14 protein-coding genes are annotated in these 14,125 nt (G+C 64.8%); 1 reads left to right on the forward strand and 13 read right to left on the reverse strand.

The features are described from left to right. Positions 1–99: 99 nt before the first annotated feature. The 10 genes from ACFOOR_RS02050 to ACFOOR_RS02095 form a co-directional block, all read right to left on the reverse strand. A complete protein-coding gene (locus ACFOOR_RS02050) occupies positions 100–744 on the reverse strand; it encodes a 2OG-Fe(II) oxygenase (RefSeq protein WP_343163415.1) in 645 nt (214 codons plus the stop codon). A 50-nt stretch (positions 745–794) separates the two neighbouring features. Beyond that, positions 795–1,541 (reverse strand): ATP12 family chaperone protein, encoded by a 747-nt coding sequence (locus ACFOOR_RS02055; RefSeq protein ID WP_343163414.1) that lies wholly within the window; start codon positions 1,539–1,541, stop codon positions 795–797. Further along, a complete protein-coding gene (locus tag ACFOOR_RS02060; protein ID WP_343163413.1) occupies positions 1,538–2,230 on the reverse strand; it encodes an HAD-IA family hydrolase in 693 nt (230 codons plus the stop codon). The genes ACFOOR_RS02055 and ACFOOR_RS02060 overlap by 4 nt, the downstream gene beginning before the upstream one ends. Next, positions 2,231–3,217 carry an RluA family pseudouridine synthase gene (locus tag ACFOOR_RS02065; protein WP_343163412.1) on the reverse strand — a complete coding sequence of 329 codons (987 nt, stop codon included), beginning with the start codon at positions 3,215–3,217 and terminating at the stop codon, positions 2,231–2,233. Then, positions 3,214–3,597, reverse strand: a complete 384-nt coding sequence (crcB, locus tag ACFOOR_RS02070) for a fluoride efflux transporter CrcB (RefSeq protein WP_343163411.1) — start codon at positions 3,595–3,597, stop codon at positions 3,214–3,216. The genes ACFOOR_RS02065 and crcB overlap by 4 nt, the downstream gene beginning before the upstream one ends. A gap of 74 nt (positions 3,598–3,671) precedes the next feature. Then, positions 3,672–4,046, reverse strand: coding sequence for a TonB-dependent receptor (locus tag ACFOOR_RS02075; RefSeq protein WP_343163410.1), 375 nt, complete (start codon positions 4,044–4,046; stop codon positions 3,672–3,674). A 106-nt stretch (positions 4,047–4,152) separates the two neighbouring features. Beyond that, entirely contained in the window at positions 4,153–4,959 is an 807-nt protein-coding gene (locus ACFOOR_RS02080; protein ID WP_343163409.1) for a PIG-L deacetylase family protein, read from the reverse strand. A 126-nt stretch (positions 4,960–5,085) separates the two neighbouring features. Beyond that, positions 5,086–5,853, reverse strand: coding sequence for a DUF3307 domain-containing protein (locus ACFOOR_RS02085; RefSeq protein ID WP_343163408.1), 768 nt, complete (start codon positions 5,851–5,853; stop codon positions 5,086–5,088). Positions 5,854–5,970: 117 nt separating this feature from the next. Beyond that, complete coding sequence (locus ACFOOR_RS02090; protein WP_343163407.1) at positions 5,971–6,615, reverse strand: hypothetical protein; 645 nt, start codon at positions 6,613–6,615, stop codon at positions 5,971–5,973. Positions 6,616–6,674: 59 nt separating this feature from the next. Next, complete coding sequence (locus tag ACFOOR_RS02095) at positions 6,675–7,982, reverse strand: replication-associated recombination protein A (RefSeq protein WP_343163406.1); 1,308 nt, start codon at positions 7,980–7,982, stop codon at positions 6,675–6,677. A gap of 119 nt (positions 7,983–8,101) precedes the next feature. Here ACFOOR_RS02095 and ACFOOR_RS02100 point away from each other — a divergent pair, with 119 nt between their 5' ends. After that, positions 8,102–10,906, forward strand: a complete 2,805-nt coding sequence (locus ACFOOR_RS02100) for an Ig-like domain-containing protein (protein WP_343163405.1) — start codon at positions 8,102–8,104, stop codon at positions 10,904–10,906. A gap of 61 nt (positions 10,907–10,967) precedes the next feature. Here ACFOOR_RS02100 and ACFOOR_RS02105 read toward each other — a convergent pair whose 3' ends face one another. The 3 genes from ACFOOR_RS02105 to ACFOOR_RS02115 form a co-directional block, all read right to left on the reverse strand. Further along, positions 10,968–12,419: a Do family serine endopeptidase gene (locus tag ACFOOR_RS02105; protein WP_343163404.1), complete on the reverse strand. Its 1,452-nt coding sequence runs from the start codon at positions 12,417–12,419 to the stop codon at positions 10,968–10,970. A gap of 125 nt (positions 12,420–12,544) precedes the next feature. Continuing rightward, complete coding sequence (arsB, locus tag ACFOOR_RS02110) at positions 12,545–13,615, reverse strand: ACR3 family arsenite efflux transporter (protein WP_343163403.1); 1,071 nt, start codon at positions 13,613–13,615, stop codon at positions 12,545–12,547. Beyond that, positions 13,612–14,121, reverse strand: coding sequence for an arsenate reductase ArsC (locus tag ACFOOR_RS02115; RefSeq protein WP_343163402.1), 510 nt, complete (start codon positions 14,119–14,121; stop codon positions 13,612–13,614). The genes arsB and ACFOOR_RS02115 overlap by 4 nt, the downstream gene beginning before the upstream one ends. Positions 14,122–14,125: the final 4 nt, after the last annotated feature.

Consider the following 14,125-nt stretch of genomic DNA (forward strand, 5'->3'; position numbering starts at 1 on the left):
AAAGCATACACATCACCACGAGGTTCCCGCGAAAGCGGGAATCCGAAACAGGGTGCATGCTTCAGGTCCCCATTTTCATGGGGACCCCATGACCTCGCCCTACTGAAACGGGTTCAGCTTCTTCAGGAAGTATTGCAGACCGCCGCGGTTTTCCTTGCGGTCCAGCTCTTCCTGGCTCGTCAGGAAGGTCGTCTGGATCACATAGCGCTCGCCCTCATAGGGCAGATGGCCGTGCCAGGAATTCTCGTCGCGCAGGAAGGCGAAGACATAGCCCGACAGCGGCGGCACTTCCTCGGCGAAATCGTCGAAATCGTCCGGACCGTTCAGCGCCCGGATGCAGCCCGCGCCCGTGCCGTCCCACTCCTTGTTGAGATAGATCAGCATGGTCAGGATTTTCGACTTGGAATCGTTGTGGATCGGCCCGTCCGATTTCTGCGACAGGCGGCGCACGGTGATCATGCGCGGCTTGCCGGTAAAATCGACACCGAATTTCTCGGTCAGGACCTCGGCCAGTTCCGGACTGTTCAGATCGTCGGTCAGCCGCTTGAACGCGCCGGACGCTTCCAGCTTCGACAGCGGCAGATAGCCCGGCTTGTTGATCGCGGGATAGTCGGTGCGCACCGCCTCGGCCTCGTCCTCGGTGACGGCGCCCTTGGCGATGAAATAGTTGAACGGCTGGGTGCGCTTGTCGGCGGAACGCAACGCGTCGAAATCGAGCATGCCGCCCGGTCCGGTCTTGGCCATCTCGGCCTCCCTTGAAGTCCGCAGACTCAATAGCGCCTTGCCGCGCCGCGTCAAAGCGCGGCGAGAAGTCGCGCGCAGGCGACGAGTTCGGTGCGCAGCACGTCGGCGCGCTCGGCCGCCTCGCTGTCCTCGCCCCAATGCTCGGCCTGCCAGATCTCGTCGACCCGGCTCGCGGCGAAGATCTCCTCGCCCGACAGCACGCCTTCGCACAGCATGAAGCCCAGCACAGCCGAGGTGGTCACCGCTGTTGCATGGCCCAGAACGGCGAGCCGCCAGTCGTCATACCCGTCGGCCCGGTCTTTCAGCGCCGCGAGCGCGGCGGGGGATGTGGCGGCGGGCAGGATGCCCGTCACGGCCGGCAAGTGTGCGCCCAGCGTCTCCTCCGCAAAGCGCAGCGCCGGGTCCCAGGCGCGCGCCTGGCGCACGACGAGGTCCGCAGGCTCATCGGCGCGGTGCCGCGTCAGATCAGTGCCGGCGTATTTCAGGACTTCGGCGACCACCGCATCCCGGTTACCCGGCACGGCGTCGATCGCGCCATGCGCCAGACGCGTCAGCGGCATGGTGACGGGATTGATCCGTTCGGCCTGCGCCTCCCATTCCGCGGCGACATCGGCGGCCAGCGCGGCCGTCGGGAAGGCCAGCGGGCGCTTCATGGGCGTGCGCACGGGCCGCCCGTCCAGCGTCACGGCAAACCCGCCCTCGCCTTCGGCCACTCCCGCCGCCTTGTAGAAGCGCTTCGGCAGATGATCCTTCTGCGTCGGGATGCGCACGCCGGGCTTGGTCTCGAAACCACTCATTCCGCTGCCACTCCGATTCCGCTTCCGAACCGGTCGAGCCCGGTCCGCAGATCCTCGAACCGGTCGAACACCGCGTGCGCGCCCGCGCCGCTCAATTCCTCGGCGGTGTGAAAGCCCCAGGTGACCCCCTTGGCCCGCACTCCCGCATTGATCGCCATCGTGATGTCGTGCGTGGAATCCCCGATCATGGCGGTCCGGTCCGGCGTCGTCTTCGTCGCCGCCATCGCCTCCAGCACCATGCGCGGATCGGGCTTGCCCGGTCCGGTGCAACTGGTGTGCAGCGTCACGAAGAAGCCGTGCAGATCGTGCGTGTCGAGGATGTGGTCGAGCCCGCGCCGCGGCTTTCCGGTCGCCACGCCCAGCGTCCAGTCCTCGGCCTGCAGATGCGCCAGCAGATCGAGCACGCCGTCATACAGGCCTTCGAGATGCGTGCCGTCGGCGCGCAGTCGCACGAAGCTTTCGCGGAAGGTCTGCGTCACCTTCGTCGCGCCCTCCTCCGGATAATCTGCGGGCAGCAGCATGCGCACCGCCTGCGTCAGTTCGATCCCGACGATCTTGCGCACATGGTCGTACTCGCAGCCGCCGAGACCGCAGGTGCGGAAGGCCTCGTCCATCGAGGCATGGATCAACTGGCGGGAATCGACCAGCGTGCCGTCGAGGTCGAACAGGGCAAGCTTCGGCGCCGGCATCTACAGGAGGTCCTCGATCGCGCTTTCGTCGATCGTGTCGGGATCGAAGCCGAGCCGCTCGAAGGTCCGCTGCATGTGTTCGGGCAGCGGCGCCTCCAGCACCAGGTTGCGCTTGCCCAGCGGCAGGACGAGCCGGCGCGCATGCAGGTGCAGCTTGCGCTCCAGACCGCCCGGCGTTTCCCGGTCGCACGTGTACTTCCCGTCGCCCAGAATGGCGTGACCAATGCCCGCCATGTGGACGCGTAGCTGGTGCGTGCGTCCGGTGACCGGGCGCAGCACGACGAGGCTCGCCTTCTGCCCCGCCTCGCCGGCCGTGGTGTAAAGCGTGCGCGCATATTGCGCGTCGGGATCGCCATGCTCGGCCGGAACCATGACCTCGCGGTCGGCCCCATCCTTGCCGGCCGAGGACTTCTTGATGAAGCCCTTGACCTCGCCGGTCTTCGGACGTGGCACGCCCAGAACGACCGACCAGTAGGTCTTCTCCGCCGCCTTGTTCTGGAACGCCTTGGCGAGGCGCGACGCGCTGTCGAGCGATTTCGCGGCAACGATCACGCCGGACGTGTCGCGGTCGAGCCGGTGAACGAGGCGCGGCTTCATGTCGTCCTTGCCGAAGGCGGTCAGCAGCCGGTCGAGATGCTGCGTCGTCTTCGTGCCGCCCTGAACGGCAAGGCCATACGGCTTGTTGAACGCAATCAGGTCGTCATCCTCGTAGATCACCATCCTGCGCACCATGGCCGCGTCCTCGCGGCTGATACTGTCCTTGACCTTCGCCTCCGTCGGTTCGGGCAAGGGAGGGATGCGCACTTCCTGGCCGGCCACAAGGCGCGTGTCGGGCTTGGCCCGGCCGCCATCGACGCGGACCTGACCGGTGCGCAGCAGCTTCTGCACCTGGCCGTGTCCGACATGCGGGAAGCGCTTCTTGAACCAGCGGTCGAGCCGCGCGCCATCGTCGCCCTGACCGACCGTTACCGTCTGTACCTGGCTCATGCGATCAACCGCCTCGCGATCAGAAGTCCGACAAACAGCGCCACCACCGAGGCGATCACGCTGGCGAGCGCATATCCCAGCGCGCCCGCATAGGCCTTGCGCTCGATCATCACCACGAGGTCGAGCGAGAAGGCGGAAAAGGTCGTGAACCCGCCCAGCACGCCGACCGCGACGAAGCTGCGCAGGGCATTGGCATCGGCCCGGCCCGCCCCGGCCAGCCAGCCGATGAACAGGCCCATGACCAGCCCGCCGATCACATTCACGCCGAACGTGCCATAGGGCCATTCCGGCCCGATGGCGCGCAGCGTCCATTGCCCGAACAGATGCCGGGACACCGCGCCGATCGCGCCGCCGAGACCGATGAGAAGAAGCTGGGTCATGCCCCGCGCGGGATACGCTCCGGCGCGCGGAGGTGCAAGGGGCGAGGCTGAACGCCCCGCCCCCTGCATCACGTTCAGGATTTGGCGCGGAAGCTGAGGATCAGCATCAGCAGCACTGACAGCATGACCAGAAGCGCCGAGACGCCGAGGATCGGACCAAGCGCGTCGGGATCGCCCATCTGCTCGTAGAGTAGATAGAGCGACACGATCATGACGATTGCGCCGATGTGGTGCGCCGCGGTCTGGATCAGCGCCAGAATGCCTTTCGGCAGGCTGAACACCTTGTACAGAATGGCCCAGGCCAGAGACAGCACGCCGCCGAGCAGCATGATGTGCGCATGGGTCGGCATCTGACCGTGATCGCCGGTCCGGCCCATATGCTCGCCCAGCGCCATGCCGGCGAGCAGCCAGACGAGTCCCAGCGTCAGGTGAATGCGTTCGATTTTCATGATAATCCCTCCAGGATGCGCCCCCTGCGCGCACGGTTTCTGGCTCTATCATGAAATCGTCACAAGCGGGATCGCGAACGCGAGGCATTCCTGGAAGACGGACGGTTCAGCGCGTCCCCGGTTGCGCCGCCCAGGCATAGTATTCCTGCCGCCACAAGGAATAGAGCAGCCAGGCGGGCAGGCCCGCCGTGCCCTGGATGTAGCGCGTCTGCGACTGGTGGATATTCCACGCTCGCAGCTTCAGGCGCGGATCGGCGTCGATCGCGAAATCGGGATCGGGCTGGAGATCGGCGACCTGGTGCTGCGCCTCGCCGCCGAAGCGGCGGAAGCCGGGCCGCGGACCCAGCACGTAAAGGAGCGGGATCTCGCCCGCCGCCAGTTCCGCCGCCCGCCCCATCGCCCTGTGATCGGGATGCATCGAAATCCCGCTGGCGGGATGAAAGCCGACGATCAGGTCCGGCTGAACCTCGTCGATCACGGCGCGCACCATGCCGGCCAGCTGTGCGTCCGGCGTTTCCGGCACGCCGCCATCGGGCAGGCCAAGCACGATCTGGCGCGCGACACCGAGTGCAAAACCATGGCGCCGCAACTCCGCTTCCCGCACCACGCCCAGATATTGCTGATCGACCACGGGCGGATACTGCGTCCCGGCCTCGCCGCGCGTCGCGGTCAGTGTCGTGACCTCGATGCCTTCATCCACCGCCCGCGCAATCAGCTCTGTGACGAGGATCTCGTCATCGGGGTGCGCAAAGACGAACAGGATCCGGTCCGCCTCCAGCGCGCTGCGCACCGAGCGGATCTCCGGCACGCCCGGCTCGGCGAACATCATTCGTCCGATGACCAGCGCAGCGAGCGTCAGCACCAACACACCGGCGAGAACCGAGCTGATTACATGGAACGGGTTCAGTTTCATCACGCGCCTCGCCACTTGGCCGGTTGCCACGGCCCTGCTCACGTTGTCACGATACCGGTAAGTCGCGGAGGAAGAGCGCACACTACCGCGCACGCCTGATCGGGATGTACGGCGAGGCCTGTTGGCCTAGTTGCCGGCAATGCGCGACAGCAGAGTTTGTGTGATCAGTGCCAACCCGATGGCCCAGCTGAAACTGGCGAGCGTTCCGATGATCACGTATTCACTGTGGCTGCGGTCTTTCGCGTACTGGAAGCGCAGAATGGACTTTGCTGCCAGCAGATAGCCGATGGCTTCAAACTGACCGATCAGGATCAGCAGGAAGATCAGACTGCGTTCAAGAAGACCGATCCAAGCGCCTCCGGCCACCAATCCGTTGTCTGCAGTGGCATCCTTTTTCTCAATCGATGGCAAGACAAAGCGCTGCATGAAAAGGGCGATCATGAATTCGCCTGCACGCGTCGCTGCTATGGCGCCGGCCCCGATGGCGAATACGCTGAGCACTGCCCCGGGAAGGAACATGCCGGACGTTGTCCACAGTCCCGAAGCGAAAGCTTCGGGCGCGACGATCGCAGCCAAGACAATGAAGAAGATGTGCCCGGCCTGATCGGCAATAAATGCGATGAACGCCGATCTTGGCTCCCGTGCCAACCAGCCCTTCAGCATCGCTAAGGTCTTTAGCCCGTCGAGTAGAGCGTGGGACAGAACAATGGTTGATGCGGCAATCCAGACTTGGGCGGTGGACAGGCCCCCCAGGAAAAATACGGTCAATATGGCAGTGATCGCGATATGCAGTGTGAATACATGCAAGCGATGCTTGTTTCGCACCATCCAGCTTGGCTGAAGCAGAAAGTCTCCAACCATATGGGCCGCAAAAAGGGCGATGACGGTGGCCATCACGTCATCCATTCAACAACCTTTTTTGGCTGTTCGAAGCGATTACAGCCGCTTTTTCGGTGAGTGGAGACAGAACCAACAAGCGAAATGTGTTGTTTGTCAAAAATACAACCCTTTTCACTTGTTGAGGCCACTCTCTAACCGATCGCACGCGGCGGAAAGCGCCATGCCGTGGGCTCGGCTGAAATGGTCCTGAACGGCCTGTTGAGAAATACCCAGCCTATCCCCCAACTCCGACTGAGACGGTGCATTCCGGACAAGAAGGTGTTGGGCAACCACCGCCTGACGCGGCGTCCAGCCTGAAACGATCACATCGGCAAGATCAAACACTGCTTCGATCCACCCACTGTGAAGCACCGTCTCATCGGCGCGGGCGGAGAGGCGACTGGACTTTCCCATTTGCTCCAGACCGCGCCCGGAAAGTTCGAACGCGCGTCCGCTTGACGCGCCCAAACCGTCAACGGACAGCTCGGCAATCCGTCCTATACCGACGCAAATACGAGTGGCCATGCGCTTATCGACCGCGGCTACAGCAGCACTGTAAACGCATGCTGCCCGCAGGGCGTATACGGATAGTGGCACGAAGGCCTGCCACCCATCGCCGCGATGGCGTTGAAGCGCGGAAGAAGACGCAGCACCAAACCAGGATCGCACTTCATCATCAGCTGACGCCAGAGCCTCGAAGGCTCGCGACACCAGATGCGGATCGGCTTGACTCGAACCGACGAGATCTCCGGTCAGGACTGCGCAAAGTTCGGTCACAAATCACCCTAGCCAAAGCACTGCGACAGCCCATTCATCTCCGCTAACGCGCCCAAGGTCTAGCCCCGCCGATTGTTCCGCAGCGCCCGCCAGCGCTCGAGCCGTTCGGCAATCACCGCCTCCCGTCCGCGGTCGGTCGGGCGGTAGAAGACCGGCCGCTCCCGCATCTCGTCGGGGAAATAGTCCTGCCCCGAGACGCCGCCCTCGGCATCATTGTCGTACTCGTATCCCGAGCCATAGCCCTCCGACTTCATCAGCTTGGTCGGCGCGTTGAGAATGTGTTTCGGCGGCATCAGGCTGCCGGTTTCCCGCGCCGTCTTCATCGCGCCCTTCCAGGCGGTGTAGACCGCGTTCGACTTCGGCGCGCAGGCCAGGTGCACCACCGCCTGCGCCAACGCGAGCTCGCCTTCGGGCGAACCCAGGAAATCGTAGACGTCCTTGGCCGCGAGCGCGGCATGGATGGCGGTCGGGTCAGCCAGGCCGATATCCTCGTTCGCCATCCGCACGATCCGCCGCGCGAGGAAGAGCGGATCTTCCCCTGCCCCCAGCATGCGCGCCAGCCAGTAGAGCGCCGCATTCGGGTCCGACCCGCGCACCGCCTTGTGCAGCGCGGAAATGAGATTGTAGTGCTCCTCCCGGTCCTTGTCGTAGGCGGGGGCGCGCTTCTGCAGGAGTTCGGCGATCTCACGCGGTTCGAGCTTGTGGTCCGGTTCGCTCTCGAACACTTCCTCGGCGAGGTTCAGGAGATAGCGCCCGTCCCCGTCCGCCAGCGCCGTCAACGTTGCCCGGCCCTCGGGTGTGACCGGCAGGTCGCGGCCATAGTCCGCCTCCGCCCGGTCCAGCAACTGACCCAGCGCCTCATCACCGAGCCGCTTCAGCACCAGCACCTGACAGCGCGACAGAAGGGCCGCGTTGAGTTCGAAGGACGGGTTTTCCGTCGTCGCGCCAACGAGCGTGATCACGCCTTCCTCGACGACCGGCAGGAAGCCGTCCTGCTGCGCCCGGTTGAAGCGGTGAATCTCGTCGACGAAGAGGAGCGTGCCCCGGCCCGCCTGCCGCCGCGCGCGGGCGCGTTCGAACACTTTCTTGAGGTCCGCGACGCCGGAAAACACCGCCGAGAGCGGTTCGAATTCGAGGCCCGAATCCTGCGCCAGAAGGCGCGCGATCGTGGTCTTGCCGACCCCCGGCGGGCCCCACAATATCATCGAGGCGATCCGGCCCTGATCGCGCATCCGCGCGATCGGTCCCTTGCCCTTCAGGAGATGATCCTGCCCCACAACCTCGTCGAGCATTCGCGGGCGCAGCCGGTCGGCCAGGGGCCGCGGCGCCCCGTCATCCATACCGGCCGCTTCGAACAGATTGCTCATCGCCTACGAGACTAGGCGGGTTCGGGCATTGGCTGAAACGGATATCGGCAGCTTTTAACCATGCAGTGTTGCAAGTCTGTGATTTTGCTGGTCTATAAGACCACAAAGGGGAGTGATAAATGATCCGTGGATTTGTGTGTGCGTTGGGTATGCTGTCGGTTTCCGCGACAGCAATGGCAGACGATATCGCCGTTTGGACGATCGGGTCCGATGGCGTGGCGGCCGATGCCGCCGCCGGGGAATCGCCGCCACACACACTCAGGTTGAACGAAGCGGTCTTCGCCGAACGCGCAGGGCGGACACTGGTCCTTCCCCTGCCGGACGGCGAAATCGCCCGGATGCGGATCGGTGCGGTTCAGTCCACCGTCGCTGGCGGCACGTCCGTCTTTGCCCACGCCACCGATGGCGAGGGCGAACTCTATCTGGTTCGCGGTCTGAACGCCGTTTTCGGCTCGGTCGTGATTGACGGACAGTCCTGGCAGGTCGAAGGACCGGTTCAGGGCGAACTCATACTGCGGCCCGCGCCGGACACGGCCTTCGGAACGGACCATGTCCTCCCGCCGGCATCCGCCGGACGTCCGTCCACGGCGTCGCCCCAGGCCGGCAATGGCGTCGTGGACATGTTCTACGCCTACGACCAGACCATGATCGACCAATATGGCTGGGGCCTGGTCGATCTGGCGGCGGCCGATGTTGGCCGCGCGACCACGGCCTTCGAAAACTCCGACGTCCCGATGTCCGCCTCGATCACCGATATGGGCTTCGTCGATCTGACGGCTGATCGCGGCGGCTTTACGCTGATCAGTGAAATTTTCGACCAGATCAACGGCTTCGAGGGTCTCGGCGACCGGATGGACACGCTCGGGGCGGACATCTACTCGATCAACCGGATCCAGGTCCCCGGCCGCGACACCTTCTGCGGCATCGCGCTGCTGCTGGACCCGACGCTCGAGTACGGTATCGCCCCGCAATACAATGTCTGCCACAACAGTCACGTGCTCACTCACGAGACCGGTCACAATCTCGGGCTCGCGCACGGTGTGGAAACCGACGGTACGGCGGGCCTGCCAGTCGACTGGGCGCGCGGATACATGATCAGCAACGATTTCGCGCTCGGCGGAGTTTATGGCTCGGTCATGTCGTATGGCCAATTCCCACAGCTGGAATTCTCGGATGCTACACGTCCCTGCCCGGAACGCGGCAGCGTCTGCGGCATCCCGGTTGGTCAGCCGAACGAAGCCGATGCCTCGCGGGCGCTACGCGAATACAGTGTGGGCGGCAATCGCCAGACCGCTGTACCGCTCAATCGCATGCGGTCGGCTGTCCTGCCGACCAGCCGCTTCGTCCAGACGGGATCGCCGGCCACCGTCTTCATGACCGTCGTGAACCCCAATGATGTGACCGCCGAAGCCTGCCGGGTGCAGCACCACGGTCCGGACCGCAACGCCTTCACCTACCAGCGCACAGACCCGGCCACGAATGGCGCCATCGGCGACCCGAACACGCCGGTCGACATTCCGGCGCGCGCCTTCCAGACCTTTGTGATCTCCCTGACGCCGTCGACCGACGTGTCCGGCGTGTCCTTCGCGCCGTTCGTATCCTGCGCCAACGTGCCGATGGCGGAGGTCACCGCGGGGCTGAACACCGTCAATCTCGGATCCGACGCGACCGGTGGCCCGGACCTCGTCGCCCTTGCCGCCACCATCAACGCCAATGGCATTGTCGACGTGCCGGCCGGCCGCCGCGGTGTCTTCTCGGTCGCCACCGCGAATATCGGCGGCGCGGGTGAAGTGACCGTCAGCGCCCGTTCGCTCGACCCGGCCCTGCCCGCCACCGGCGAGGTTTGTCAGACGAACACTTCGGGCGCGTGCATGGCCACGCCTGCAGCGAGCGTGACACTCAATGTCGGCCCCGGCGAAACCCCGACCTTCGGTGTCTTCGTCCGCACCACATGGCCGACGCCCTTCGTGTCGCGCCATCGCTTCCAGGTTCAGATGGAAGTCGGCGGCGTGGTCCGCGGCTCCACCTCGGTCGCCATCCGTGACGAAGCGGGTCTTCAACCCCCGACCGTTTCCGGCTTTGGCGGCAGCGTCGAGGCGACGAAGACGCTGACCGGCTCCCTGGCCGATCATCTGACCGGCTATGCCTCGTCATTCGAGATTGTCACCCAGCCGACGCTCGGCTCGGTCACGCTCAATACCGCGACGGGGGAATACACCTACACCGCGCCGTCCATCGGCGGATCGGACAGCTTCACCTTCCGCGCGGTGAACAGTTCAGGTGCGTCAGAAGCCGCCACGGCGGATATCTCCGTCACGGCCTTGCCCCTGCCCACCGTGTCGAACTTTACCGAAGCCGACGATATCGACGGGACTTACCGGGTCGATCTCGACGACTTTGCGTCGGGCGATATCGAACGCTTCGTGCTCACCGCACCGCCATCCGCGCCCTACACGTTCAACGATCTGACAGGCATGCTCGAGATCGACCTTCCCGACAGCGGCGCGTCGGTGAGCTTCCAATTCCAGGCCGTCAATGCCTCCGGCAACTCGTCAACGGCAACGGGCACGGTCGAAATGGAGCCGTTCACAAACTGCATGCCGAACCGGCCGACGAACAGCCGCATGCTGCGCCGTCTGGCGACCTTCAATGGCGACGCCACCGGAACGGTCTCGTTGACCGAGGCCGAGGCGATCATTACCCACCTCTGCCTGACCGTGACGGACCGTCTCGACTTCATCATCTTTGGCGAAAACGAGGGCGGGTCTCTCGCGATGGGCGTGTTCCCCGAACAATCGCGCGGTCCCCTTCCCTTCTACGTCGTGAATTACCGCGGTCCGAACCTGCCCGATTTCACGTCGGTCCAGATCTGCAAGGTGGAAGGCCAGGCCGTGATGAATGAGTGCGAAACCTACACGCGCTAGTAGACCCCAGTGCTGCGGCGCGTGGCTCTGGATGCGGGCCGCGCGCCGCTGACACGACCGCCTAAAGCCGCAGCGTGCGCTCCACGCGCTGGCCGCGGCGCTCGATCGCGATCGGCCAGGACGACTTGCTGTCGTTCTCGCCTGAAATCACGTCGGTCACGTCCTCGACGCGGTCGATCCGGCGGTCCTGCAGCATCAGCACCCGGTCGCCGGGCCTGAGGCCGAAATAGTCCGCCGCACTGCCGCGCTGCACCGCCAGCACAATCACGCCGCGGGCGAACGGGTCAATTCCCAGCTCGTCATTGAAGGCCGGCGAGAGGTTCGCCAGCTCGGCTCCGGCGAGCGGATTGCGGCCGCCAATCACCTGCCGGTCCGGGTCCGGATCGGCCGGGGCGATGCGCACCGGGATGCCGACATCGATCCGGCGGCCGTCGCGCATCACGCTGAATTCGGCCTCCTCGCCGATGGCGCGTGTGGCGTAGCGGAAATTGGCACCGGCCTCGTCATTCACATCGACCCCGTCGATGGCGAGGACGATATCGCCCTGCTCCAGCCCGGCCGCGGCGGCCGCCGAGCCCGGATAGAGATCGGCGATCAGCGCGCCCTGCGGCCGGTCGAGTCCGAGACTGTCGGCGATCGTGCCGGTAACGGTCTGCAGCCGCGCACCCAGCCAGGGCTGGATCAGCTCGCCGTCTGTCATGGCCGCGTCGACAACCCGGCGCACCATTTCGATCGGGATGGCGAAGCCGATCCCGTTCGAGCCGCCCGAGCGCGAATAGATCGCCGAATTCACGCCGATCAGCTGGCCGTCCATGTTCACAAGGGCTCCGCCGGAATTGCCCGGATTGATCGCGGCATCGGTCTGGATGAAGAAGGCAAAATCCGTCACCCCGACTTCGGTTCGCGCCAGCGCCGAGACGATGCCGGACGTGACGGTCTGCCCGACGCCGAACGGATTGCCGATCGCCAGCACCAGATCGCCGATCTGCGCCGCGCCGGGCTGGGCATAGGGCAGGGTCGGCAGCGGCTCGTCGGTCACGACCCTCAGCACGGCAAGGTCGGTGCGGTCGTCAGCGAGCAGGATTTCGGCCTCGAACTCACGGCGGTCATTGAGGACGACGCGCAGCTCGGTCGCCTGTTCGACGACATGATTGTTGGTGACGATGATGCCGGACGGGTCGACGATCACGCCCGAACCGAGCGATTGCTGGACGTCGCTTTGCGGTCCCTGCGGCCCGAAGAAGCGTTCGAAGAAGGGATCCATGCGCCGCTGCGTAACGCGCGTGGAATAGACGTTGACCACTGCGGGGGCCGCCTCGCGCACGATCGGCGCGAAGGACAGCATCATCTGCCCCTGGCTGGCCGGAACCTCGCGGAAGTCGGCATCGGCCAGGGTCTCGCCCAAAGCCTCGCTCTGGGGCGCGCCGGTCAGGGCCTCGTCGACCGGTTCCTGCGCGCCGCAGGCGGCAGCAAACATCACGGTCGCAATGGCAAGGATGGCGATGCGGTTCATCTCGTCGACTCCCCTTCGGACGATGGCCCGTTTCAATCATGAAAAGGCGGCATTCCGATCAAGAAAGCCGCCTTTCGCATGAATTCAATATGAAACGCGCATTACGGGTGTGAAAAGTCGTGTCCTCACAAATCGGCCGTGAACCGTCCCCGCGTCCGGTTTGCGATGGCGACAAGCGACAGCATGACCGGCACCTCGACCAGCACGCCGACGACGGTCGCCAATGCCGCCCCGCTGCCCAGCCCGAACAGGCTGATCGCCACCGCGACCGCCAGCTCGAAGAAATTCGACGTGCCGATCAGCGCGCACGGCGCGGCGATCCGGTGCGGCACCCGCCACAGCCACGCCGCGCCATAGGCGAGCGCGAAAATGCCGTAGCTCTGCACGATGATCGGGGCGGCAATGAGCGCGATCAGCAGGGGCTGCGACACGATCGTTCCGGCCTGGAAGCCGAACAGCAGCACGACTGTCAGTAAAAGTCCCAGGACCGAGGCCGGCTTCAGCCTTGCGGTGAAACGGTCGATGGCCCCGGCATCGCCGTTCGCGGATCGAAGCACGACCATGCGGGTGATCGCGCCTGCCAGCAGGGGCACGACCACATAGAGCCCCACCGACAACAGCAGGGTCTCCCACGGGATCACGATGTCGGTCACGCCGAGCAGCAAGGCGACGATGGGCGCGAAGGCGAACACCATGATGATGTCGTTCACCGACACCTGGACCAGCGTGTAGGCCGGATCGCCCTTCGTCATTTGCGACCAGACGAACACCATTGCGGTACACGGGGCAGCACCGAGCAGGATCAGTCCCGCAATGTATTGCTGCGCATCGGCAGGCGCGATGAAGGGCGCAAACAGGAATTCGAAGAACAGCACGCCGAGCGCGGCCATGGTGAAGGGCTTGATCAGCCAGTTCACGGCAACGGTCAGAATGAGGCCCTTGGGCTTCGCGCCGACCTGTCGGAGGCTGCCGAAATCGACGGCCACCATCATCGGATAGATCATCGCCCAGATCAGCACCGCAACGACCAGGTTCACCGAGGCGTATTCGACCCCCGCGATCGACCGGAACACACCGGGGATCACATTCCCGAGCACCACGCCGGACAGGATCGACAGGCCGACCCAGACCGACAGCCATTTCTCGAACGGGCCGAGCGGCGTAGCGATTGCGGACGCAGGCGTACCGGTCGTCAAGACGCGTCTCCCGTCCGGCCGATTTCATCGAGCCGGTGCTGCAGGCTCATCCGGTCGATGCTCTCCATCGGCAGCGACAGGAAGATCGAAATCCGGTTGTTGAGCTGGCGAAAGGCTTCGAGAAAGGCGGCGCGGCGTTCGGCCTCGCTTCCCGTGGCGGCGGCGGGATCGGGCACGCCCCAATGCGCGGTCATAGGTTGACCGGGCCAGATCGGACAGACTTCGGCTGCCGCGCTGTCGCAGACGGTGAAGACGAAGTCGAATTGGGAGCCATCCTCGACTGCGAATTCGTCCCAGCTCTTCGAGCGATACCCCTCGGCGGGGTATTTCAGGACCCGAAGCGTGTCGAGCGTCAGGGGATGCACCTCGCCCTTCGGCTGGCTCCCGGCGCTATAGGCCCGGAAACGTCCCTTGGCGGAGGCATTGAGGATGGCCTCGGCGAGCACGGAGCGCGCCGAGTTGCCGGTACACAGGAACAGAACGTTCCGCACACGCGCGTCGGACATGGTT

Source organism: Hyphobacterium vulgare (assembly GCF_042643335.1).
Taxonomy (GTDB): domain Bacteria; phylum Pseudomonadota; class Alphaproteobacteria; order Caulobacterales; family Maricaulaceae; genus Hyphobacterium; species Hyphobacterium vulgare.